We start from the raw sequence: 22,753 nt of genomic DNA, 5'->3' as shown, positions 1-22,753 counted from the left end.
AGCGCGGGGGACAATGGCGTACGTGAACAGGAACGATGCGGGACCGGGGGCGGGGTTGCCTGACGTACGGGGTGGCCGGGGTGGCCGGGGTACGGATGCGGTGACGGGCGTGAATCTGCTCGCCCTGCGCAGCCACAACGCCGCGCTCGTGCTCGATCTGCTGCGCACGGCCGGGCCCGCCGGCATCAGCCGCCTCGAACTCGCCGAGCGGACCGGGCTGACCCCGCAGGCCGTCAGCAAGATCACGGCCCGGCTGCGGACGGACGGGTTCGTGGCGGAGGCGGGCCGCCGCGCCTCCACGGGCGGCAAGCCGCGTACGGTGCTCCGGCTCGTCCCGGAGGCCGGCCACGCCGCCGGGCTGCACCTCGACCGGGACGAGCTGAGGGCGGTGCTCTGTGATCTCACCGGAGCGGTGGTGGGCGAGCGGCGGGCTCCGCTGGATCTGGGGGGCGGGGCGGACGCGGTGGTCGAGGCGGCGGCCGCGGAGGTGGAGGCGTTGCTCGCGGGGGTGGGGGCTGTGCTGGGAGTGGGGGTCGCGCTGCCCGGTCCTCTCGATCACGCGCGGGGCGTGCTGCACCGGGTCACCGGGTTTCCGGAGTGGGACGGGTTTCCGCTGCGGGACGTGTTGGCGGGGCGGCTCGGGGTGCCGGTGGTGGTGGACAAGGACACGAACGCTGCGGCGTTGGGTCTGGCGGTGGGAGGTGGCAGCGGCTCCGGGTCCTTCGCCTATCTGCATCTCGGTACGGGGCTGGGGGCCGGGCTCGTGATCGGTGGCGCCGTGCATCGGGGGGCTCGTACGGGCGCCGGGGAGTTCGGGCACCAGGTCATCCAGCTGGACGGGCCCCTGTGCAGCTGCGGTGACCGGGGGTGCGTGGAGGTGCTGTGTCTGGGGGCCGTGCGTCGGGGGGCGGTGGGGGAGGCGGCGCGGGTGCTGGGGGTGGGGGCGGCGAATCTGGTGGGGCTGTTGGACATCGATGTGGTGTTGCTGGGCGGCCGTACGGTGGCGGCGCATCAGGGGGAGTTCGTACGAGGTGTCGGGGCGGTGCTGGACGAGCGGGCTCGGCGGGAGGGCGTGGAGGCGGGGGTTCCCGTACGGCTTGCCCCCGGCGGGGCGCGGGGGGTTGCCGAGGGGGCTGCGCAGTTGTTGTTGGCGCCGTTGTTCGGGCGGGGGGTGGGGTGACGGGGGTGGGTTTTCGCTCCCAGCCCCAGCCATTCACGTACCTCGGGGCTGTGCCCCAACGGGGTGGTGAGGGCACAGCTTCCCCGGGACGGTTCAGATCGGATACGCCGTGTGAATGTTGCCGTCGCGGATGACTACCTCGACGACATTGGTCGACTGCCCGTTGCTGTTCACGCCGACGGGGCTGCCGTAGTCGAAGCGGTGAATGTGGGTGCCCTGTCCGGCCCGCGCCCGTGGGTTGGGCACGGCCGGCGTTCCGTCGATGCCTTCCCGGAGCCGTTGGCCCAGCGCAATGGGCCGACTTGGCGTGCTGGGCGTCGGGGGTGGCGGCGCGGACTTTGGCCTCATCGGGCTTCTCGGTGCTCTTGCTGCCGGTCGGGTCGTCCTTGTATTTGTCGGCTTCCTTGCCGGCCCTCGTCACCCACGAATCGGCCGACGAGAGACGGGAATTGGCCGAGTTCAGGTCGGTCTGCGCCGCACGTTGGACAGGGACCGCACCCGGTCCGGGTCACCGGGAGTGGGGTCCCTGTCCAGATCCAGAACATGCCAGTCCCTCGGCCGATTCACCACGTTCATCCCCCGTAGCACTGCTTCACTCAATGCGCGTATGCCGCAGCAAAGTTACTGGATCCTCCGCTCGTACACTTCGGGCGTGAACGACAACCATGTGACGCCCGGCAACGATGCTTCCCGTCGGCGTCTCTGGGAGCGGCTCGGCCCGGCGGAGTTGAAGCAGCTTGCCGAGTCCCGCCCGGAGGAACTGTACGAAGCGGCGGAGCAGCTGTGCCGCCCGGCGGCCGGTGAAGGGCCCGGCGGATCCGTTGCGGCGCGGACTGTCGGACGGATTGCCGAGGCTCTTGCCGACACGCGCTCCCCGGACTGCGCGAGGTTCGCCGTGGACATCGTGGGCCGACTGCTGCCGCCCGGGTCCGCGTACCGGGAGGAAGGCGACCGGCTGCGGCGCTCGGTGGCCGCCAAGCTGGTCAAGGTCCAGCAACTGCGGGACTTGGAGGCTCTGTTCGAGGAGCTTCCCGATGGAGTTCAGGACCCGGCGGTGGAGGTGCGGGCCTGCGTTCTCGGGGAGCTCGCCCTGATCGGCGCGGGGCGCGGCCGGCCCTTCCTGGACGCATACGCGGAGAGACTGCGCGAGCTGGGACACCCGCTGGCTCGACTGCCCAGGACGCGGCTGGACATCGAGCACCGCTTCGGGGTCCGTGTGCGGGGTCTTGGGTCCGTCAAGACCCCGGATCAGCTCCGGTCGCGTTTTCCGGAGATTCCCGCTACCGAAAGCGGTGCGGCAGCCGGACGTACGGCCAGTGAGACCGTCGACGGCCGCCGCGCGCGGGCCGCCGCTGAACCCTTCACCGTCAGCGGATGGGCGCGCGAACCCGAGGCACGGTTCTTCACGCTGCCGAGCCCGCTGGCCCCGGACGACTTCACCGTCTCACTCATCAACGAACTGCCTCTGGACTGCCTGGCGGGGGAAGGTGCGCGCCGGGGCGGCGTCACTTGCCGGACGACGCCCGATGACGTGCTCAACGAACTGTTCTCGGCGGCGTACAACGGTGGAGTGAACGGCCAGGAGCAGGGCGGCGCGTACGCCAGGCTGTATGCCTGGGGCAGTCTGTACGCGTTGATGGGCCTGCCGGCCGACATCCCGTTCCTGGACGCGGTGCGACTCGCCGCCGACCACCGGTGGCTGCGATTCATGGTCTTCACGGACTGGTTCCACCACGACACGACGGACGCGGCTTTCGCCGTCCTCGATCCCACGCGTACCCGGGTAGCGGTGCTGGCGGCGACCGACACCGACGCGGACTGATCAGTGCATGCAGCTGCGGACCTCCGAGAGATCGCAGGCGCTGCGGCCGGGCCGGAGGAGCTCAGACACAGTACGGGGTGGAACGTTTCCGCTGATCGAGGGGACCTCTGCGGCCGATCGGGCCCACGGCGGGCGTGGCGACCCGGTGTGGCCTGTCGCGCGTGGCAGGGTCACGGGCCGCTGCCCGGTACCGCTTACGCTCCCGATCGGCAAAGGCTCTTCATGCGAATGCGAACGCGAACGCCAGCGCGATTGAGACTGCGCACGTCCCTGCCCCTCTCCGTTACTGCTGCGGCCGCCGCCCTCCCGCTCACGCTCGCCACCCCCGGCACGGCCCTGGCGAACCCTCGCCCCACCTGCGCCGCCCCCGAGTCCCGCGCCTTCCCGGTGCAGACCAAGATCCACGGTGGGCCGTCGACGTACGACGTCGGGGGCGACTACCGGATCTGGTACATCGACCTCACCAACACCACCGCGCACACCTGCGGCAACATCCACCCGATCGTCGTCCTCGTGGACGAGAAGCGGGCGTTGCGGCCCGAGCAGGCGCGGCTGGAGTTCTACGAGGGCCCGGGAAGGGGCGAGGAGCCGCATCCGGTCGAGTTCGAGAAGAGTGACGAGGACGAGAACGTGGGGGCCTTCGATGACGGGTTCCCGGGATTCACGGTCGGCCCCGGCCGGACGCTCACCGTGAAGGTCCGCCTCTCCGTCACCTCCGACGCGGCCGCCCCGAACGATGTCGTCGCGAACGCGGCCGTCGTACAGCGGCACGACAACGACGGGGACTGGGTGGGGGAGTCGAACGACTACCGCTTCCGCATCGACGACGAGGGAGGTACCAGCGACGGCGGCACCGACACAGGGACCGGAACCGGCGACGGCGACGGCGGAGTCGTACAGGACGAAGGTGTATCGGCTGCGGAGGAGCTGGCCAGTACCGGTCCGCGTGCCTCGCACTGGTTCGGTGCGGCCGCCGGCCTCGGGTTGTTCGTCACGGGGGCCGTCCTCCTCGCCGTGTCCCGGCGGGCGCGGTCGCGCCGGTGATGGCGGGGGTCCGCGGCGTGCCCCGGTAGGCCCGGTCGAGCCGGTGACACCTGGAGCCCGCCGCGAGGACGCCGTCTGCGACGATCCTCCCCGTGGACTACCCGAACGACCAGGCCCCCGGCGCCCCCGTCCGCTCCGGCATCCCGGAGCACGGCCGCATCCCGAAGTACTACGCGGTGAAGGCCCATATCGCCCTGCTTGTCGAGGAGTTGGGCGAGGGCGGGGCGCTGCCGCCCGAGCGTGATCTCGCGGAGAAGTACGAGGTCGCGCGGGAGACCGTACGGCAGGCGCTGCGGGAGCTGCTGCTGGAGGGGAAGGTGCGGCGGCAGGGGCGCGGCACGGTCGTCGCGGGGCCGAAGCTGGAGCAGCCGCTCTCGCTCGCCAGCTACACCGAGGGCGTACGGCGGCAGGGACGCACCCCCGGTCGTACGCTGATCAGCCTCGACCGCTTCCCCTGCCCCGAAACCCTCGCCGCCGAGGCCGGGCTGACGCGCGGCGAACCCGTCTGGCACATGGAGCGCGTCCTGCTCGCCGACGCCGAGCGGGTGGGTCTTGAGAGCACCTACGTCGCCGTGGCGCGCGTACCCCACCTCGACCGCGACTTCACTCCCGACTCCTCCTTCTACGCCTACCTCCACGACCGGCTCGGCATCGCGTTCGGCGAGGCCGACGAGCGGATCGAGACGGTGCTGGCCACTCCGCGCGAGGCGCTGCTCATCGGTACGCCGCCCGCGTTGCCGATGCTGCTGCTCCACCGGGTCTCGCGGGACACGGCGGGGGAGCCGCTGGAACGGGTGCGGACCCTGTACCGAGGGGATCGGTTCTCGTTCACCGCCCACTTGCGCGGCTGACCCTCCACCGCCCCGCCCACTTGCGCGGCTGACCCTCCACCGCCCCGCTTACCTGCGCGGCTGACGCTCCACCGCCCTGCCCACCTGCGCGGCTGATCCTCCGCACTCCTTCCTGGGCGCGGCTGTGGCCCCCGGCCCCTCCCCCTCTTTCGTAACGAAAACATAACAGGTCTAGCCCAAACGTGATAGGCAGTTCACCATCTGGATGCTGTGCGGTCTCTTCCGATTCCCCTCTTCCGAGGAGCGTTGCCGTGGTGAGAGTGATAGTCGTCGGAGCCGGAGTGGTGGGCACCCTGCATGCCTGGCACGCAGTGGAGCGCGGCCATGAGGTCGTGCAGATCGAGCGTGAGGCGGAGGCCCGCGGGGCCTCCCTGCGCAACTTCGGGCAGATCTGGGTCAGTGGCCGCGCGGGTGGGGAGGAGCTCGAAACCGCCTTGCGGGCACGGGAGTTGTGGGAGTCGATCGGGGCGCGCGTCCCGGGGATCGGCTTCCGGGCGAACGGGTCCCTGACCCCCCTGCGCGGCGAGCGCGAACTCGCCGTCGCCGAGGCGGCCGCGGCCCGCCCGGATGCCGCCGCCCGCGGCTACAAGCTGCTGACGGCGGGCGAGGCGCGCGCCGTGAACCCGGCGCTGCGCGGCGCGTACGACGCCGCGCTGTACTGCGAGCGTGACGCGGCCGTCGAGCCGCGCGTCGCCCAGTTCGCCCTCCGGGAGGAGCTGCGGAGGTCGCCGCGCTACACCTTCCTGCCGGGGCGTGAGGTCCGCGACGTGGTGGGTGAGCACGCGGTCCGTGACGACCACGGGGATGTCCACCGCGGTGACGCCGTGGTGCTGTGCACGGGGGCCTGGCTGGGCGGTCTCGTACGGGAGTTGGCCGGGCCTGAGCTGCCTGTACGGCGCGTGCGGTTGCAGATGATGCAGACCGAGCCGCTGGGCGAGCCGCTCACCACCTCGGTCGCCGACGCGGACAGCTTCCGCTACTACCCCGCCTACCGCGGCGAGGCGCTCGACCGGCTCAACTCCGGTCAGCCGCAGGCCGAGACCGCCGCCGCCCACCGTATGCAGCTGCTCATGGTGCAGCGCGCGGACGGCGGGCTGACCATCGGCGACACCCACGAGTACGAGCACCCCTTCGCCTTCGACACCGTCGAGGAGCCCTACGACCACCTGACCGGTGTGGTCGAGTCCTTCCTCGGACGGCCGTTGCCGAAGATCCGGCGGCGCTGGGCCGGGGTGTACGCGCAGTGCACCGACCCGAGCCGGGTGGTGCACCGGCAGCGGGTGCGGGACGGGGTGTGGCTGGTCACCGGGCCCGGCGGGCGTGGCATGACCTGCTCACCCGCGATCGCCGAGACGACCGCCAACGAACTGGGATGGTGAGGGAATTGACCCGGGACACAGCCATGGACATTCGACTCGTGGTGCTCGACATGGCCGGCACCACCGTCGCCGACGGCGGACTCGTCGAGCGGGCATTCGCCACGGCCGCGGGGGAGTTGGGCGTCGAGCCGGGTTCCGCCGACCACGCGGAGAAGCTCGCCTACGTCCGGGCCACCATGGGCGAGTCCAAGATCTCCGTCTTCCGGCACCTGTTCGGGGAGGAGACGCTCGCCCAGCAGGCCAACTCGGCCTTCGAGAAGGCGTACGGCGATCTCGTCGACGGCGGACTCATCGCACCGATCGGCGGTGCGCGCGAGGCGATCGAGGAGCTGGCGGACTCCGGGCGGACGGTCGTGCTGACCACCGGGTTCGCCAGGGTCACCCAGGACGCCATCCTCAACGCCCTGGGCTGGCGGGAGTTGGTGCCGCTCACGCTGTGCCCCGCCGACGCCGGGGGGCGCGGGCGGCCGTATCCCGACATGGTCCTTGAGGCGTTCCTGCGGACGCGGGCCGCGGAGAGCGTGCGACAGGTCGCGGTGCTGGGCGACACGTCGTACGACATGCTCAGCGGCGTACGCGCCGGGGCCGGGGTCGTCGCCGGAGTGCTCACCGGGGCGCACGGGGAGTCGGCGCTGCGGGCGGCAGGAGCCATGTTCGTCCTCGGGTCCGTCGCCGAACTGCCGTCCCTGCTCGGGGGATTCGGATCATGAGCGGCCGCATCCGGTTCGAGGACGTGTCCGTCGCGTACGGCGGGGCCACCGTCCTCGACTCGCTCGACCACCGTCGAGCCCGGCGAGGTTCACGGCGCTGCTCGGGCAACCAAGCTGATGGCCGACGTGGAGATCTTCGAACCGGGACTGGTCCCACAACGACAAAAACCTCACCTCCCACGACGAGGCCGAAGTCGGCGACCGGCGGCTGACCGGGATCGGCCAGTCGGCGTCCGGCAGCTGACCGAGGCTCGGAAGTCGGCGTCCGGCAGCTGATCGAGGGCGAGAGGTCCGCGTCCGGCGGCTGACCGGGATCGGCCAGTCGGCGTCCGGCAGCTGACCGAGGCTCGGAAGTCGGCGTCCGGCAGCTGATCGAGGGCGGGAGGTCCGTGACCGGCGGCTGACCGAGGGCGGGAGGTCCGCGTCCGGCGGCTGACCGAGGGCGGGAAGTCCGCGACCGCAGCTGATCGCAACGGCTCGCTAGGCTGGGGATACGCAGCACGGCACCGCGCAAGTCGCGCAGTACGGCGTACGTCAGGAGATCGGCACATGGCAGAGCGCAAGCCCACCGAATCGTGGCTCACCGACATGGACGGTGTGCTCATCCACGAGGGTGTGCCGATCCCCGGCGCCGACGCCTTCATCAAGAGGCTGCGGGAGTCCGGGAAGCCCTTTCTCGTCCTCACCAACAACTCGATCTACACCGCCCGTGACCTGCACGCCAGGCTCCAGCGCATGGGCCTGGACGTGCCGGTCGAGAACATCTGGACCTCCGCCCTCGCCACCGCCAAGTTCCTGGACGACCAGCGGCCCGGCGGCACCGCGTACGTCATCGGTGAGGCGGGCCTGACCACGGCGCTGCACGACATCGGGTACGTGCTCACCGACCACGAGCCCGATTACGTCGTTCTGGGCGAGACTCGTACGTACTCCTTCGAGGCCATGACCAAGGCGGTCCGGCTGATCAAGGGCGGCGCCCGTTTCATCGCCACCAATCCGGACGAGACCGGCCCGTCCACGGAGGGTCCGCTGCCCGCCACCGGCGCGGTCGCCGCGCTGATCACCAAGGCGACCGGCAAGAAGCCGTACTTCGCCGGGAAGCCGAATCCGCTGATGATGCGGACCGGCCTGAATGCCATCGGGGCGCACTCCGAGACCAGCGCGATGATCGGTGACCGGATGGACACCGACGTGCTGGCCGGTCTTGAGGCGGGCATGGAGACGTTCCTGGTGCTCACCGGGCTGACCACGCCCGCCGAGATCGAGCAGTACCCCTACCGCCCCTCGAAGATCGTGAACTCGATCGCGGACCTCATCGACCGCGTCTGAGGCGCTGCCCAGAGGATGAGCACACGGTGAGCACGTGGTGAGCGCACGGTGAGCACGCCGTGCTCTAAACCGGTCGGGACCCGGACAGGACCCGTACGGAGCAGTCGTACCCCTCTGAAGATGCGATCCCGCGCCCCTAGGAGGAGTCTCCAGGTATCTGGAGGTTCACGATGCGCTCACTGCGAATCACTCTCTGTGCCGGTGCGATGGTGGCGGCCGTGTTCACCCCCACCGCCCACGCGGCGGCCGACGCGGGCGTCCGGGTGACCCCCACCTCCCCGGCTCCCGGCAGCGACGTCCAGCTGCGGGCCACGGGCTGCGCGGGGCAGACGGGTACCGCGAAATCGGCCGCGTTCGTCGCGGATGCGCAGCTCACCGGCAAGGACGGGGCACTCGCCGGCGAGACCCGCGTGCCGACCTCGCTCCAGCCCGGCACCTATGACATCAAGGTGAGCTGCGACGGTCGCGACGACAAGATCAAGGGCTCGGTCACCGTCGCCGGCGGCAGCGCCGGTCCCTCCGCCCCCGCCTCGCCGGTCGCACCCGTGCACGCGGGCGGCGGCGGTGCCGCCACCCAGCTCGCCATGGTGGACGCCCGGCAGACCGGCCCCGGCACCTGGCACGCGGTGATCGGCCTCGTCCTGGCGAGCGTCGCCGCCGTGGCCGTGGCGGTACGCAGCGCCCGCCGGAGCCGGCACGGCGACGCCCGCGACTGACGTGTCCGGACAGGAACGCTCCTCCACCGCCGGGCGCCTGATGACGGGTGTCGCCTGGGCGGTACTGCTGCTCGGGCTGTGGCTGTGGGGGCGCGAGGTGACGGACGTACGGCCCGGGACATCGGCGCCGACCACGGGGGACATGGCGGCGGTCGGACGGCCGCCGGAGATACAACTCCCGCCCGCACGGCCGCCGTTGGGGGACGCGAAGCCGCAGCGGGTGGACATTCCCGCGATGGGGGTGCAGGCACCCGTCGTGGCCCGCGGGCTCGATCCGCAGGGCGCGATCGACCCGCCGCCCTTCGATCAGCCGGGAGTTGTCGGCTGGTACGGCGCCGGGGCGACACCGGGGGCGGCCGGGACCGCGCTGCTCGTGGGGCACGTCGACACCGAGACCAGGCCCGCGGTTTTCTACCAGCTCAGCACGGTACGGCCAGGCGAGATCGTCCGGGTGATCCGCGACGACGGGACCGTCGCCGAGTTCACCGTGGACGACGTACAGGTCCTCTCCCGTGACCACTTCGACGCCCAACAGGCCTACGGCACCCGGCAGTCGGGGCGGGCCGAGCTGCGGCTCATCACCTGCGGCGGCACCTTCGACGCGACGAGCCGCACCTATACGGCGAACGTGATCGTGTCGGCGTACCTCACGGGCAGTGGACTCTGACCGAGCAGGAGGCCTTCCCGCCCGAGCACGCGCCCGCCGCCGCTCCACCGGCTCACCTGGCCCGGTCGACGACCCGCTCCCCCCGGGGCCGTCGACCGGGCTGGTCCTCGACCGCGCGCGCTCGGGCTGCGGGAGAAACCCGGCGTCCTGCGCGGGAGGTAAAGGGACCAGTCCGCGGATGGCGCGGTCCGGCCGACCGGCCGGGGACCGGGGCCGTGTGAGGCAACTGTAGAGCGGATCAGCGTTCTGGCCTAGGGCCCTTTCTGCCGCCAAGTCGACCGCTCGTCACGCGTGTGGTTCGTGCAGGTGGAGCGCGCTTTACGGACTGGAGCCGGACCGGAGCCGGACCGGACCTGGACCGAAGCGGGCCCGTTCCCGGCCCGTTCCCGGCCCGTTCCCACAGTCTTACGACGGTTGATCGCCGGTCTTACGACGGTTGCCCGCCAGTCTTACGACGGTCGCCCGCCCGGCCCTCCGCCCAGTTCCTGCCGGTCCACCGAGCCGTCGATCACCCCCGTCGCGACCTCGTCGAGCGGCAACCGGTGCCGGCGTGCGTACTGCCGCAGCGTGAGGAACGCCTGATCGACCCCGGTGTTCCAGCGCTCGGCGAGCATGCCCTTCGCCTGCTCGATGCGCACGCGGCTGGACAGGGCACCCTGCAACTGCCCCGCCAGGCTGCGGTACTGCGCGTACACCCGGTGGTTCTGTAGCCCGACGGCCGCCGCGTCGGCCAGGGCCTGGGCCAGGTGCACGCTCCAGTGGTCCTCGGGCGGGGAGGCGTGCTCGGGCAGGGTGGGCACGAAGACGTTGAGCGCGCCGAGCAGCGTCTCGCGCCGGCGCAGCGGGACCGCGAAGGTCGCGGCGATGTCGTGGCGCAGCGCCCGTTCGGTGAAGTCGGGCCAGCGGGCGGCGGCATGGGCGACGCTGATCGAGACGGGCGCGACCGGGCGGCCGGTGCCGTAGCTGTCCAGGCAGGGTCCGCCGTGGTGCTGGACGGCCAGCAGATCGAGCGCGACCTCCTGCCGGTGGCTGCTCCCGGCAAGTGAAACCGCCTCGCCGCCGTCGATCAGCATGACCCCGGCGGCCCGCGCGCCCAGGATCTCCACGCAGTGGTCGGACAGGCGTTGCAGATAGCGCCCGGCGTCGAAACTGTCGGTCAGTGTGTCCGAGGCCTCCAACAGGGCTGATGCGAGCAGCGTCTCCCGGGTACTGAGGTGCATGTGACCTACCTCGATTCCGTTGTCCCCCGGCTCCCGGCTCAGCCCGCACCTACCCGGAGGCCCGGGGCTGTAACAGCTCTCCACCAAGGCTCGGGTGATCTCGTGGGTGAGGCGAGACGTATGTCAGGATTGACCTTTCGGACAGTGCACCCAAGGGGGAGTTGGATGTACGGCAGCATGCACGGGGTGCTTTTTCGCGCCGCCGGGGCGCTGAAGCCGGTGTCGAGAGCCCGATCGTGCTCAACCCTTCGGGCCTCCGCGCGTTCGGACTCTCGACACCGGCGCGCCCCTTTGGCGGTTGCACGGGCGTCCGTGGCGATGGCGGGGGCGGCACTGCTGCTCGCGGGGTGTTTCTCGTCGGGGGGCGACGGCGACGAGAACAACGGCTCCGGTGCCAGCGTCACACAACAGCCCAAGAACTCGGACCCGTTCTGGGTCAACCCGGACGGGAACGCGGCAGCGCAGGTCGCCGCGTACGTGAAGGCAGGCAAGGACGACGATGCCGAGCAGATCCGCAAGATCGCCCAGCAGCCGACGGGCGAGTGGATCGGCCCGGAGAACCCGGAGCAGGAGGCGCGCGGCTTCACCGAGGCCGCCGCGAAGGCCGACCGGGACGCGCTCCTGGTCCTCTACAACATCCCGCACCGCGACTGCGGCCAGTTTTCGCAGGGCGGCGCCGCCGACGGCAACGCCTACCGGGCCTGGATCGACGGGGTTGCCAAGGGCATCGCGGACCGGCCCGCCACGGTGATCCTGGAGCCGGACGCCGTCCTGCACCTGGTCAACCAGTGCACACCGGAGGAGTTCCACGAGGAGCGCTACGACCTCCTCAAGGGCGCCATCACCGCGCTCAAGGCCCTGAAGAACACGAAGGTGTACGTGGACGCGGGCAACGCGGGCTGGGGCCACCCCGACCAGATCTTCGAGCCCCTCCAATGGGCGGGCATCGAGGCGGCGGACGGCTTCTCGGTCAACGTCTCCAACTTCTACACGACCGCCGACTCCATCGCGTACGGCAAACAGCTCTCGGCGAAGGTCGGCGGCAAGCCCTTCGTCATCGACACCAGCCGCAACGGCAACGGTCCGTACACGGAGGGCGAGGCCGAGGAGAACTGGTGCAACCCGCCGGGCCGCGCACTGGGCGAGACACCGACGACCAAGACCGCCGATCCGCTCGTCGACGCGTATCTGTGGGTCAAGCGGCCGGGGGAGTCGGACGGCGAGTGCAAGGGCGGGCCCAAGGCCGGTGAGTGGTGGGTGGATTACGCACTGAAGCTCGCGAAGGCCTCGAGCTAGTCCGTACGTACTTGGGGGCGCCCTCCGCGATCAGCGGACGGCGCCCCCAAGTACGTACAAACTAAGGAACCTTCACCCACTGCGCCTTGCTGGGCGTCCCCTCGTCATCGGTGACGAACAGCATGTACCACCCGGATTCGACCAGGTTCCGGTTCTTGGGAACCGTCACCGTGATCCCGTCCGCCGTCTTCTTCAGATCCAGCGCGATGGAACGCTGGTCGGTGTCGGTGACATGGGTGGACGCGCTCGGCCGGATCAGCCGGGCCGTCTTGATGGACGAGGCGTGCTGCGTCTTGAAGGTGCCCGAGTCGCCGCGGGCGATCGTCTCCGGGCCGCCGGAGAGGGTGGGCTGCGAGCCGTGGAACAGGTACGGCGGCGTGTAGATCTCGATGCGCTGCTCGAACACGCCGGGCTTGGTGTCGGCCGCGTCGGCGTACAGCGAGTCGGAGCCGAAGAACATCACGCGGCCGTCGGGCAGCAGCAGCGAGCCCGAGTGGTAGTTGCGGCCCACCAGCGGGTCGGCGACCTGGTTCAGCGCGCCGGACTTCGCGTCGTAGATCCGCGCCTGGAGGATGTTGGAGTCGCCGCGCCCCCGGTAGTCCTCCGAGCCGCCCGAGATCAGCACGGTGTCGTCGGGAAGGATCGAGGACTGCGGGTAGCGGGTGCCCTTCTCCAGTGACGGCCCGTCCACGAACGCCGGGTCGTCGGCCAGCAGGTCGATGATCCGGGTCTTCTCGCTGGACTTGTCGGACTCGCCGACCCCGCCGCCGCCGATGACCATGTACTTCTCGTCCTGCGCTGGCGGCAGCAGCACCGTCCCGGAGGTCTCCAGCAGGTTCGGGTCGCTCATGCCGGGCAGCTTGGTGAACTTGTTGGTGTCCAGGTCCCAGATGCCGGGGTCGCGGCCGACGTCGTCGGGGCCGTAGCCCGCGTTCGAGCCGGAGTAGAAGAGCTCGCCGTCCTGCATCAGGGAGATCGCCGGGTAGGTCGGGAACTGACGGATGCCCTGGGTGTACGTCCACTTCTTGGTCTTCGGGTCGTAGACCTCGTTCTTGCCCGGGACCAGCTGGCCGATCTCGTCCAGACCGGAGAGGCTGAGGACCTTGCCGTCCGAGAGGGTGGTCAGCGTCGGGTACCAGCGGGCCTCGTTCATCGGGTCGACCTTGATGTACCGCTCGGCGACCGGATCGAACTCGTAGGCGTCCCTGATTCCCTGGAAGTCCTTCTTGTCCAGGGCGAGCTTCTCGGCGATGCCGTACGTGTTGCGGGCGTCGGTGCCGGTGAGGCCCTGGACGCGGTAGTTGTCCTGGGTGCCCGTCTCGTACTTGGTGCCGCTCTGCTGCGCCTCGACGTAGATACGGCCGAGGCCGGGGTCGTTGCGCAGGAACGCGCCGGTGTCCGGGTCGAAGACCTTCGTGGCGCGCGGGACGAGTACCGGGTCCTTCGACACGAAGGTCTTGCCGTTCTCCTTGCCGGTGAACTTGGTGCCCGCGGGCAGGGTGATCGGCTCGTCCGGGTTCTCGTTGTGCACCACCATCAGACCGCCGGCCTTGGTGACGTCACCCTTCATCTTCTCGTAGCGCTTGGTGCCGCCCGCGATCAGCAGATTGCCGTTGGCGAGCTGGGTGTGGCCCGTGCAGAAGAGGTCGGCCGGGGTGGGGACCTTCTTGATGGTGCCCTTGACCGGGTCCCAGATCCGGGTGTCGAACTTCTTCGCGTCGAAGTTGTCCTGGTCGTTGCCGGAGCCCGCGATCAGCAGGATCTTGCCGGTGTGCAGCAGGGCCGCGTGGATGGTGTTCTGGCGGAACTCCTCGGGGAAGTCGATGACGTCCCAGTGGCCGTTCTCCGCCTTGTACTCCGGCTTGTTGATCTTGTACTGGTGGTACTGCTCCGTCCCGAAGCGATAGAGCCACGGGCCGTTCATCCCGGCCAGCGCGAGGACCACCGCCGCGCCTATCGCAAGACGACGGGCACGGCGGCGGCTGGCACCGTCTTTCATTTCTGGTGTCCCCCAAGGGAAATCTGCATGGTCTGGTCGTTCCCACTCTTCGCGGCGGCCCACTGGGGCTTGTGCTGCGGTGCGTGCGGGGCGTGCTGTTCCTGCTGGGGCACCGAGGCCTGCGGTGGCAGCGGGGCCGCCTCGGCCTCTTCCGGCTTGGGCTTCTTCCTGTCCTGGCGCATCGTCCAGCGCCACGCGAAGATCGGCGAGGCGGTGATCAGCAGGGCGAAGGTGGCCCAGATGATCATCGCGGGGTGGGAGTGGCCGAGCAGGAAACCGGCGGTGATCGAGCCGGCGAAGACCAGAATGAAGAACAGGTGGATCCGGAAGGTCCCGAACAGCGTGTCGGGGCTCGCCGAATCGCCCTTGGGGGTCACCACGAACTTGCTCTTGCGGCGCAGCACGGCGTCCATGAGCGAGCGGGCGTAGATCGGTGCGGAGAGCGCCGACATCATCATGCCCGCCACCCCGCCGCTGCCCTCGGGCTCGTGCGGCGAGACGTTGTGGCGGCGGTTCCAGATGTAGAGCCCGATCTGTAGCGCCGACGCGTTGCCGTAGAGCATCAGCCAGACCGTCGGGTCGATGTTCACACCCGAGGCGCCCAGGCCCAGGAAGAGCGCGCAACTCAGGGCCGCGAGGATCCAGTTGAGGGCCGACATCGGGTAGAAGATGATCATCATCGTGTAGTTGAAGAGCCTGCTCGGCGGCAGCGAGTACCAGCCCTTCCAGTACTGCTTGAGGATCGTCTCGTACGTCCCCCGCGACCAGCGCAGCTGCTGGGTGAAGAAGTCCGTCCAGGCGTTGGGCCCTTCGCCGACCGCGAGCACGTCCGGCGTGTAGACCGAGCGCCACTTCCTGCCGGTGGCCGGGTTCTTGGCGCGGTGGATCTCGAAGCCGGTCGCCATGTCCTCGGTGATCGAGTCGTACAGACCGCCGATCTGCTTCAGCGTCTTGATGCGTACGGCGTTGGAGGTGCCCACGAACATCGGGGAGCCGTAGGCGTTCCCGGCGCGCTGGATCAGGGCGTGGAAGAGGAACTGCTGGGACTCGGCGGCCTTGGTGATGACGTTGTCGTAGTTGCCGTACACCTGCGGGCCGATGACGAAGCCGACGTCCGGGTCGCGGAAGAAGCCGAGCATCCGCTCCAGGTAGTTGGGCAGCGGCACGTGGTCGGTGTCGACCGAGGCGAAGTAGTCGTAGTCGCCGCCGTGCGCGTCCAGCCAGGCGTTGTAGTTGCCGTGCTTGGTCTTGGCGCGGTGCGGGCCCTTGGGCATGTTCCACTTCGCGATGCCCTTGCGGGAGAAGTGGTGCACGCCCAGGCGCGCGCAGACCTCCTTCACCTCCGGGTCGTCGCCCTCGTCCAGGAGCCAGATGTGCAGAAGACCCCGGTGGCGCAGCTTGACGGCTGCCTCCAGGGTCTTCGTCACCATGCCGAGGGGCTCCTTGCCGGGTACGAAGGAGGTGAGGAAGGCGACTCTGGTGCCGGTCTCGGGCACCACCGGGATCGGGTCGCGGGCGACCAGGGTGGCGTGCGCGTTCGACAGCACGTTCATGCAGCGGAAGAACTCGATGAGGCCGATCGAGACCAGCATCACGATGTCGAGGGTCGGCAGGAAGTCGTACGCGGGATAGTCGCGTTCGGTCCAGTGCGCGGGCTGGAGCAGCCAGACGAGCAGGACCACCGAGAGCAGTGGCGCGGCACCCAGCATGAGCGCCGCGCGTATGCGGTGCGGCTCCTGCGACAGGAGTGTGCGGTACTGCACCTTGTACGGTTTGGTCGGATCAGGTTGCGTGAGGGGTCCAGCGAGCCGGCTGTAGTGCTCGTAGTCGTATCTCGGCAGCGTCTTCTTGATTCTTCGGAAGCCGCCCGTCCGGTGCGATGGCACCCTGAGCTGTGTTGTCTCTGACGGGTCGAAGTCCTGTCGGGCGCCCGTCGGCGTCGACGTCATGAGTCATCCCCCCGCACGCGGATGTCCGCGTGTTCGTCGGTTCAGTCGTCCGTTCGGGTCCCCCTCGACCGTCCCGGACGCATCACTGGCAGGCCAGCGTCACCACATCATCTCCACCACAGAGACATGGAACGACGACCTTCCGGTTGCATGATGCCCCCCTCGGCATCGGTTTATGAACTGGGGCCCCCGTCCCCGTCACACGCGCAACCGGCCTTGCCCCCAACTGCCAGATATCGACAGTCCCTTGAAGCCCAGGGTTCTACGCCACGCATCATGATCGCAAGATGCGAAACGCGGTGTTAACCGGTCATACGCGCTAATTGAGACGCGTGTACGACGGAGGGGTTGGAGTGGCACATGACGGAAGACCCCCCGCCGCTGCGGGGGGTCTTCCGATCGGTGCGCCGCCAGGGACTCGAACCCCGGACCCGCTGATTAAGAGTCAGCTGCTCTAACCAACTGAGCTAGCGGCGCGTACTGACGCGCGAACTCTACCCGACCGGGCAGGGTGCCCTGCCCCGTGTCCGGGTGCGGGTGGCCCCGGTGTACGCCCTTGTACATCATTCGGACCGTCAACATGCGACACCGGATGACAGTTGAGAAACTGTCGCCTGTGCACAAGCGCGGAGATTTCGACCTGGAGTGTGAGGGGATTCGTATGAAGGCTCCGGTATTCGAGGAATTCGATGCCGCGAGTGACTGCGACTGCCCCGGATGCGCGCAGTGGCGACGCATCATGCCCTGTTCCTCGTCCCCTTCCTCTTTCCCTCCCTCTTCCTTTTCCTGTGTGTCCGGTGCCGTGGGCCGTCCGGCGGTCCGCAGGGCTCTCGTCCTGGCCGCGGCGGCGAGTACGGTCCTTGGCGCGGGCCCCTCGATGACGGCGGTCGCGGCCGCCCACGGACCCGCCCGGCCGGGCATCCCCGCAGGTGACGAGCCCGGCACCCCGCAAGGTGGCAAGGCCCCGCTGCACGGCTCGGCGGGAAAGCCGGCCACCGCCACCAAGCCCGGCACCGTCTCCAAGGCACCCGCGACCACCCGGGCCGAGATCATCAACCGGGCCAAGACCTGGATCGACGCGGAAGTGCCGTACAACATGAACGAGTACTGGTCGGACGGCTACCGGCAGGACTGCTCCGGATTTGTCTCGATGGCCTGGAACCTTCCGGGCAACGAATGGACGGGCAGTCTCGACACCGTCAGCGACCGTATTACCCGCGACCAGCTCCAGCCCGGCGACATTCTCCTCTTCCACAACCCGGCGAACCCCGAGAAGGGCTCACACGTCGTCATTTTCGGCGGCTGGACGGACTACACGCACACCTATTACACCGCTTACGAGTCGACGCCCCCGCACGCCCGGAAGCAGGCCACCCCGTACGCGTACTGGAAGAACTCGGACCGCTATCTGGCCTACCGCTACAAGGGCCTGGCGGAGAGCGCGAGCGGGGCGAGGCCGGCGGCGGAGAAGGGGCCCGGCCGCTTCCCGGGGGCCGCGTACTTCGGCTCCGGTGCGAACAACAAGTACGTCACCCAGCTGGGCCGGCTCCTCGTGGAGCGCGGCGCGGGCCGTTTCTACACCTCGGGTCCCGGCCCCCGCTGGTCGGCCGCGGACGGGCGGGCCACCCAGGCGTTCCAGCGGGCGCAGGGCTGGACGGGGGTGGACGCGGACGGCCTGCCGGGGCCGCTGACCTGGTCGTACCTCATCGGGAAGAAGGGCAAGGACATCCCACCGGCGGGCGCCACCGTGCCGAAGGAGCCGAACGAACCAGGGGTGGATGGTTCAGGGGGCGATGGTTCGGGCGGCAACGGTTCCGGGCCGGACGGTTCCGGTGTGAGCGGGGCGCACGGCCCGGGTGCCTCCTCGCACGGGGTGCCCGGCTATCCGGGGCGCGGGATGTTCCGTCCGGGCGCGACCAACACGTACGTCACCCGGCTCGGAAAGCAACTGGTCAAGAAGGGGTTCGGCAAGTACTACACGTCGGGCCCGGGGCCGCGCTGGGGCGAGGCGGACCGGCGCAACGTCGAGGCGTTCCAGCGGGCGCAGGGCTGGCGCGGTGGTGCGGCGGACGGCTACCCGGGACCGGAGACCTGGCGGCGGCTCTTCTCCTGAGCCTTTTCCGATCCCACTTCTCGTGAATCTTCCAGGCGCGGAGGCATGGAGGCAGATATGAGTACGACGACTTCACACACCCCGGAGTCCGGACACACCCCGGAGTCCGAAGGGCCGTCCTCCCGGGCGCCCGGGCCGGAATCGGCGCCGGAGGGCGGCGGCGTGCGCGAGGGCGGCACGCGCGCCACCCGGCTCATCCACAACGAGGTGACCACCGAGATCCCCGTCCACCTGCTGTTCAGGGACGATCCCGAGCCGGTGTCCGTCCCGCTCGGGCCCGCCGTCGTGGGACGGCGGCGCGGTACGGGGGAGCAGCCGCGCATCCGGCGCCCGGTGCCCGGCGCGGCCCCCCGCCCGATGCCGGAGATCGACCCCGAACTGGTGGAGCGCCCCGCACGGGTGCTGCCTGGAGCGGCGGGAGTGCTGGCCGGTGCCTGTGGGCTGGCCGGATGTGTACTCACCTCGTGGTGGGCGGGCGCCCTGCCTCCCTCGGTGGCTCGGGCGTTGGAGCTGCCGGGGCACGCGGGCGCCGGGCTCGGACCGGCGCAGTGGGCGGCGTACGCCGGGGCGGGCGCGCTCGGTCTGTTCGGCTTCGGCGGTCTGGCCCGGGGGCGGACCGGGCGGGCCTGGGTGCTCGGACTGTTCGGGCGCTACCGCGGCACGGTCCGGCGTACCGGACTCATGTGGGTCAACCCGCTGGTGCTGCGCCGCCGGGTCGACGTACGGCTGCGGCACTGGCGCAGTGAGCCGATGTCCGCGGTCGACGCGAACGGGGTCGCGCTGCGGGTGGTCGTGCTCGTCGTCTGGCGGGTCAGGGACACCGCGCGCGCCACGCTCGGGGTGGAGGACCACGAGACGTATCTGCGGGAGTGCGTGGAGGCGGCGCTCTCGCGGGTGCTCTCGCGGCTCCCGGCCGAACTGCCGCCCGCTGTGGTCAAGGACGCGACCCTGCGCAACACCGAGGCGGTCGGCGAGGCGCTGACCCGGCTGGTGGCCGCGGACACGGCGCCGGTCGGCCTGGAGGTGTTCTCGGCGCAGCCCACGAAGATCGACTACGCGCCCGAGGTCGCCGCCGTGATGCAGCGCCGCCGGATCGCCGCGCTGGACGCCCAGCACCGCGACACCGTGCTCACCTCCGTCGTCGACTCGGTCGAGGACACGGTGACCCGGCTGACCGTGCGGGGGCTCGTCGAACTCGACGACTATGAACGCAAGGCGCTGGTCAAGGACTTGACGGTGGCGTTCTACACGGGCCGCAGGGAGTCTTCTTCATGAGCGGTCGGGGTACGTCTTGATGAGTGACGGGTAAACGACTTGATGATTGGTATGGACATGTTCAACACCTGGCAATAATCTAAGACTTGGTCTAGACCTGCAAGGCAGCGCGCACAGCTCATGTGAACCTCCCCCACGTCCTCAGGAGCAGCAGGATGCGCATACGTGCGACGAGAAAAGCGAAGTGGTACGCGGGCATGGTCGGCCTCGCCACGACGGGAGCGCTCGTGCTCTCCAGCGGCGGTGCCAGTGGCCACGGCTACACGGACCTTCCCCTCAGCCGTCAGAAGCTGTGTCAGAACGGCGCGGTTGCCAACTGCGGCAACATCCAGTGGGAGCCGCAGAGCGTGGAGGGCCCCAAGGGCTTCCCCGCGGCGGGTCCGGCCGACGGTCAGATCTGCTCGGCCAACCACACCGAATTCGGTCAGCTCAACAGCCCGACGACCCCCTCGGGCGGCGCCTGGCCGACGACCAAGGTCACCGCCGGGGGCAGCTACACGTTCCGCTGGCAGTTCACGGCCTCGCACGCCACGACCGACTTCAAGTACTACCTCACCAAGCAGGGCTGGAACGCGGGCCACGCGCTGACCCGCGCGGACCTGAACACCACGCCCTTCCTCACCGTCCCCTACAACAACGCGCGCCCGCCGGCCACGATCTCGCACAGTGGCACGATCCCCACGGGCCGCACCGGGCACCAGGTCATCGTCGCGGTGTGGACGATCGCCGACACGGCGAACGCGTTCTACTCCTGCGCGGACGTCACGTTCTAGAGCTTTTCGGGCGTCACGTTCGAGAGTGTCCTGAAGGAGCCTTGTTTTCTGAGGCTCCCTTGAGCTGCATGCCCCTTCCTGGCGGGTAAGTTCCCCGCACGCCGACATGACCGTGTCGGCGTGCGCGGAACCGCACCGAACACCGGGGGCTCGTGATGGACGTGTTCTTCTATGTCATTCCAGGGTTGATCATCGCCAGCGTGGTCTTCGCGGCGGTCAGGATCATCCGCCGCTCGCTCGACCTGCGGCGCGCCTGGAACAGCGGGCTGACCGCCGAAGCGCGCTGTCTGCGCTCGTACACCAGGGCCAGCGGCGGTGGTGGCGACAGCTCCGTGACCACCACACTGCACCACGTCTATGAGTTCCGGACACGCGAGGGCCGAGTGGTCCGCTTCGACGAGAGCAGCGGTCCCTCGACGGTCGTCGAGGGCGACATCGTCACGGTCCACTACACGGCGGAGCGCCCCGAGCGGGCCACCGCCCACGCGCCGAGCCCGGTCAGGGCAGCCGCGGGCACGATCGGCGTCCTGGTGTTCTTCGGCGTGGTCGCCGCCTTCTGCGTCGGCTTCATGGTCACGTATCACCAGATGGACTCGGCGTCCGACCTGCCCTTCGGGGGGCCGAACGTGACCTACCAGGAGCCGGACCTACCCTACGAGCGGCCGTAGGTCCCGCGCGTCTCCCCATCTGACGGTCCGTCAATTATGGTGCGCCCTCATGGGATCCAAGAGGCGTACCGTCGCGGAGCTCGTACAGGAACGGTGGAACGACCACCGGCCGGGGCTGTGGTTCGAGGGGCAGGTCCTGACCCACCACCGGGTGGCGGCGGGCGCGGCGGCCCGGGCGGCGCTGCTCGCCGACCTGCTGCCGCCGAAGGCCGACCCGCCGCACCTCGGTGTGCTGCTCGACAACACCCCCGAGTACCCGATGTGGTTGAGCGCGGCAGCCCTCGCCGGGGCCGCCGTCGTCGGCATCAACCCGACCCGGCGCGGCCCCGAACTGGCCCGCGACATCCTGCACACCGAGTGCCGCGTCCTGATCACCGAACAGGCCCACCTGCCCCTGCTCGACAGCCTCCAACTCCCGGGCGTACGGCTCCTGGTGACCGACACGGAGGCGTACGCCGACCTCCTCACCCCGTACGAGGGCACGAAGCCGGACGGCTCCCCGGCCTCCCCGGACGACCGTCTGCTCCTCTACTTCACCTCCGGCTCGACCGGCGCCCCCAAGGCCGCGATCTGCACCCAGGGCAGGCTGGCCGCCGCGGGGCAGTCGCTCGTGGACCACTTCGGGGTGCGCCCGGAGGACAACCACTACATCTGCATGCCGATGTTCCACGGCAACGCGGTGATCGCCGACTGGGCACCCGCGCTGGCGGCGGGCGCGGCGGTGGCGCTGCGGCGGCGCTTCTCGGCCTCCGGGTTCCTCGCGGACGTACGGGCCTGCCGGGCCACGTACTTCACCTATGTGGGCCGCGCCGTCCAGTACATCCTGGCGACCCCGGCCCGCCCCGACGACCGCGACAACCCGCTGCGCATGGGCTTCGGGACCGAGGCCGGCGCCGTCGACGCGGCCGCCTTCGAACGGCGCTTCGGGGTGCGGCTGGTCGAGGGATACGGCTCCTCGGAGGGCGGCGCGGCCATCCAGCGGACGTCCGGGACACCGGCCGGGGCGATCGGACGCGCGGCGCCCGGCGACGACCTCGCCGTGGTCGACCCGGCGACACGGCGGGAGTGCCCGGCCGCCACCTTCACCGGGGACGGACGGCTGCTCAACGGGGCCGACGCGATAGGCGAGTTGGTGAATCGCGGCCCCAACCCCTTCGAGGGTTACTGGCGCAACCCGGACGCGGATGCCGCCCGGCGGCGCGACGGCTGGTACTGGACCGGCGATCTCTTCTACCGCGACGCCGACGGATTCCTGTACTTCGCGGGGCGCACCGACGACCGGCTGCGCGTCGACAGCGAGAACCTCGCCGCCGCCGTCATCGAGAACATCCTCGCCCGGTACGAGAACGCCGCCGCTGTGGCGGTGTACGCCGTGCCGGACGCGGTCGCGGGAGACCAGGTCATGGCGGCCGTGACCCTGCGGACCGGGGTCTCCTTCGATCCGCTCGCCTTCGGCGAATTCCTGCTGTCCCAGCCCGACCTGGGGACCAAGATGGCCCCGCGCTTCGTACGGATCGTGCGGCGGATGCCCGTCACGGCGACGAACAAGGTCCACCGGGTCGGACTGCGGCGCGAGGGCTTCAGATGCCCGGACCCGGTCTGGTGGCGGCCGCCGGGGGAGTGCGCCTACCGCAGGCTGACCGAGGAGGAGATCGGGGAACTGGTCGCCGACTACCGGGCGCGCGGGCGCGAGGAGTTGCTGACGAGGTAGGCCCTGCCCTACCGCCGATACACCCCCCGCCTCCATGGTCCGTGAGGTCAT

Annotated in this window: 19 protein-coding genes and 1 tRNA gene; 15 read left to right on the top strand and 5 right to left on the bottom strand. The window is 70.1% G+C overall.

Translation table 11 applies throughout. The annotated features are described in order from the left end of the window. Positions 1–13 precede the first annotated feature (13 nt). Complete coding sequence (locus ACIPC1_RS31745) at positions 14–1,180, top strand: ROK family protein (RefSeq protein ID WP_402523192.1); 1,167 nt, start codon at positions 14–16, stop codon at positions 1,178–1,180. Positions 1,181–1,273: 93 nt separating this feature from the next. Here the strand turns inward: ACIPC1_RS31745 and ACIPC1_RS31740 are convergent, their stop codons facing one another. Continuing rightward, positions 1,274–1,426 carry a hypothetical protein gene (locus ACIPC1_RS31740; protein ID WP_402523189.1) on the bottom strand — a complete coding sequence of 51 codons (153 nt, stop codon included), beginning with the start codon at positions 1,424–1,426 and terminating at the stop codon, positions 1,274–1,276. Between the two features lie 406 nt (positions 1,427–1,832). Between ACIPC1_RS31740 and ACIPC1_RS31735 the strand changes: the two genes are divergently transcribed. The 8 genes from ACIPC1_RS31735 (at position 1,833) to ACIPC1_RS31700 (ending at position 9,698) form a co-directional block, all read left to right on the top strand. Continuing rightward, on the top strand, positions 1,833–3,002 hold the full coding sequence (locus tag ACIPC1_RS31735; protein WP_402523186.1) for a DUF6183 family protein: 1,170 nt from the start codon (positions 1,833–1,835) through the stop codon (positions 3,000–3,002). 252 nt (positions 3,003–3,254) lie between these two features. Further along, positions 3,255–4,046, top strand: a complete 792-nt coding sequence (locus ACIPC1_RS31730; protein ID WP_402523184.1) for a hypothetical protein — start codon at positions 3,255–3,257, stop codon at positions 4,044–4,046. 92 nt (positions 4,047–4,138) lie between these two features. Beyond that, complete coding sequence (locus tag ACIPC1_RS31725; RefSeq protein ID WP_384375785.1) at positions 4,139–4,897, top strand: GntR family transcriptional regulator; 759 nt, start codon at positions 4,139–4,141, stop codon at positions 4,895–4,897. A 254-nt stretch (positions 4,898–5,151) separates the two neighbouring features. Beyond that, positions 5,152–6,276 carry a TIGR03364 family FAD-dependent oxidoreductase gene (locus tag ACIPC1_RS31720; RefSeq protein ID WP_402523535.1) on the top strand — a complete coding sequence of 375 codons (1,125 nt, stop codon included), beginning with the start codon at positions 5,152–5,154 and terminating at the stop codon, positions 6,274–6,276. Between the two features lie 23 nt (positions 6,277–6,299). Beyond that, the gene (locus tag ACIPC1_RS31715; protein ID WP_402523182.1) at positions 6,300–6,986 is read left to right on the top strand and encodes an HAD family hydrolase; all 687 of its coding nucleotides are present in this window, start codon (positions 6,300–6,302) and stop codon (positions 6,984–6,986) included. A 549-nt stretch (positions 6,987–7,535) separates the two neighbouring features. Beyond that, positions 7,536–8,315, top strand: coding sequence for an HAD-IIA family hydrolase (locus ACIPC1_RS31710; protein WP_402523180.1), 780 nt, complete (start codon positions 7,536–7,538; stop codon positions 8,313–8,315). A 170-nt stretch (positions 8,316–8,485) separates the two neighbouring features. Then, positions 8,486–9,031, top strand: coding sequence for a hypothetical protein (locus ACIPC1_RS31705; RefSeq protein WP_402523177.1), 546 nt, complete (start codon positions 8,486–8,488; stop codon positions 9,029–9,031). A 40-nt stretch (positions 9,032–9,071) separates the two neighbouring features. Further along, the gene (locus ACIPC1_RS31700; protein WP_384376113.1) at positions 9,072–9,698 is read left to right on the top strand and encodes a class F sortase; all 627 of its coding nucleotides are present in this window, start codon (positions 9,072–9,074) and stop codon (positions 9,696–9,698) included. A gap of 449 nt (positions 9,699–10,147) precedes the next feature. Here ACIPC1_RS31700 and ACIPC1_RS31695 read toward each other — a convergent pair whose 3' ends face one another. Then, on the bottom strand, positions 10,148–10,918 hold the full coding sequence (locus ACIPC1_RS31695) for an ANTAR domain-containing protein (protein ID WP_402523175.1): 771 nt from the start codon (positions 10,916–10,918) through the stop codon (positions 10,148–10,150). A 318-nt stretch (positions 10,919–11,236) separates the two neighbouring features. On the opposite strand from ACIPC1_RS31695, the gene ACIPC1_RS31690 reads away from it, so the two are divergent. Continuing rightward, positions 11,237–12,214 (top strand): glycoside hydrolase family 6 protein, encoded by a 978-nt coding sequence (locus ACIPC1_RS31690; RefSeq protein WP_402523532.1) that lies wholly within the window; start codon positions 11,237–11,239, stop codon positions 12,212–12,214. Between the two features lie 61 nt (positions 12,215–12,275). Here ACIPC1_RS31690 and ACIPC1_RS31685 read toward each other — a convergent pair whose 3' ends face one another. The 3 genes from ACIPC1_RS31685 to ACIPC1_RS31675 all read right to left on the bottom strand — a co-directional run bounded on the left by ACIPC1_RS31685 (position 12,276) and on the right by ACIPC1_RS31675 (position 16,639). Next, on the bottom strand, positions 12,276–14,213 hold the full coding sequence (locus ACIPC1_RS31685) for a galactose oxidase-like domain-containing protein (protein WP_402523173.1): 1,938 nt from the start codon (positions 14,211–14,213) through the stop codon (positions 12,276–12,278). Continuing rightward, positions 14,210–16,162, bottom strand: a complete 1,953-nt coding sequence (locus ACIPC1_RS31680) for a glycosyltransferase family 2 protein (protein WP_402523171.1) — start codon at positions 16,160–16,162, stop codon at positions 14,210–14,212. The genes ACIPC1_RS31685 and ACIPC1_RS31680 overlap by 4 nt, the downstream gene beginning before the upstream one ends. A gap of 403 nt (positions 16,163–16,565) precedes the next feature. Next, positions 16,566–16,639: transfer RNA gene (locus ACIPC1_RS31675), tRNA-Lys, on the bottom strand. Positions 16,640–16,823: 184 nt separating this feature from the next. Between ACIPC1_RS31675 and ACIPC1_RS31670 the strand changes: the two genes are divergently transcribed. The 5 genes from ACIPC1_RS31670 to ACIPC1_RS31650 all read left to right on the top strand — a co-directional run bounded on the left by ACIPC1_RS31670 (position 16,824) and on the right by ACIPC1_RS31650 (position 22,702). Next, positions 16,824–18,275, top strand: a complete 1,452-nt coding sequence (locus ACIPC1_RS31670; protein ID WP_402523168.1) for a peptidoglycan-binding protein — start codon at positions 16,824–16,826, stop codon at positions 18,273–18,275. Between the two features lie 57 nt (positions 18,276–18,332). Then, positions 18,333–19,550 (top strand): SPFH domain-containing protein, encoded by a 1,218-nt coding sequence (locus tag ACIPC1_RS31665; protein ID WP_402523165.1) that lies wholly within the window; start codon positions 18,333–18,335, stop codon positions 19,548–19,550. 155 nt (positions 19,551–19,705) lie between these two features. After that, the gene (locus ACIPC1_RS31660; protein WP_402523163.1) at positions 19,706–20,323 is read left to right on the top strand and encodes a lytic polysaccharide monooxygenase; all 618 of its coding nucleotides are present in this window, start codon (positions 19,706–19,708) and stop codon (positions 20,321–20,323) included. A gap of 155 nt (positions 20,324–20,478) precedes the next feature. After that, positions 20,479–20,991 (top strand): DUF3592 domain-containing protein, encoded by a 513-nt coding sequence (locus ACIPC1_RS31655; RefSeq protein ID WP_402523160.1) that lies wholly within the window; start codon positions 20,479–20,481, stop codon positions 20,989–20,991. A gap of 49 nt (positions 20,992–21,040) precedes the next feature. Further along, entirely contained in the window at positions 21,041–22,702 is a 1,662-nt protein-coding gene (locus ACIPC1_RS31650; RefSeq protein WP_402523158.1) for an AMP-binding protein, read from the top strand. Positions 22,703–22,753 lie beyond the last annotated feature (51 nt).

The sequence above is a fragment of the Streptomyces sp. NPDC087263 genome, assembly GCF_044744645.1.
GTDB lineage: Bacteria > Actinomycetota > Actinomycetes > Streptomycetales > Streptomycetaceae > Streptomyces.
This window is presented reverse-complemented; position numbering and strand designations above follow the sequence as displayed.

Excerpts from the sequence above, each read along its gene's own strand:
- ACIPC1_RS31745 (WP_402523192.1), top strand. The coding sequence starts at position 14 with ATGGCGTACGTGAACAGGAACGATGCGGGACCGGGGGCGGGGTTGCCT.
- ACIPC1_RS31715 (WP_402523182.1), top strand. The coding sequence starts at position 6,300 with ATGGACATTCGACTCGTGGTGCTCGACATGGCCGGCACCACCGTCGCC.
- ACIPC1_RS31710 (WP_402523180.1), top strand. The coding sequence starts at position 7,536 with ATGGCAGAGCGCAAGCCCACCGAATCGTGGCTCACCGACATGGACGGT.
- ACIPC1_RS31705 (WP_402523177.1), top strand. The coding sequence starts at position 8,486 with ATGCGCTCACTGCGAATCACTCTCTGTGCCGGTGCGATGGTGGCGGCC.
- ACIPC1_RS31700 (WP_384376113.1), top strand. The coding sequence starts at position 9,072 with ATGACGGGTGTCGCCTGGGCGGTACTGCTGCTCGGGCTGTGGCTGTGG.
- ACIPC1_RS31695 (WP_402523175.1), bottom strand. The coding sequence starts at position 10,918 with ATGCACCTCAGTACCCGGGAGACGCTGCTCGCATCAGCCCTGTTGGAG.
- ACIPC1_RS31690 (WP_402523532.1), top strand. The coding sequence starts at position 11,237 with ATGGCGGGGGCGGCACTGCTGCTCGCGGGGTGTTTCTCGTCGGGGGGC.
- ACIPC1_RS31685 (WP_402523173.1), bottom strand. The coding sequence starts at position 14,213 with ATGAAAGACGGTGCCAGCCGCCGCCGTGCCCGTCGTCTTGCGATAGGC.
- ACIPC1_RS31680 (WP_402523171.1), bottom strand. The coding sequence starts at position 16,162 with ATGACGTCGACGCCGACGGGCGCCCGACAGGACTTCGACCCGTCAGAG.
- ACIPC1_RS31670 (WP_402523168.1), top strand. The coding sequence starts at position 16,824 with ATGAAGGCTCCGGTATTCGAGGAATTCGATGCCGCGAGTGACTGCGAC.
- ACIPC1_RS31665 (WP_402523165.1), top strand. The coding sequence starts at position 18,333 with ATGAGTACGACGACTTCACACACCCCGGAGTCCGGACACACCCCGGAG.
- ACIPC1_RS31660 (WP_402523163.1), top strand. The coding sequence starts at position 19,706 with ATGCGCATACGTGCGACGAGAAAAGCGAAGTGGTACGCGGGCATGGTC.
- ACIPC1_RS31655 (WP_402523160.1), top strand. The coding sequence starts at position 20,479 with ATGGACGTGTTCTTCTATGTCATTCCAGGGTTGATCATCGCCAGCGTG.
- ACIPC1_RS31650 (WP_402523158.1), top strand. The coding sequence starts at position 21,041 with ATGGGATCCAAGAGGCGTACCGTCGCGGAGCTCGTACAGGAACGGTGG.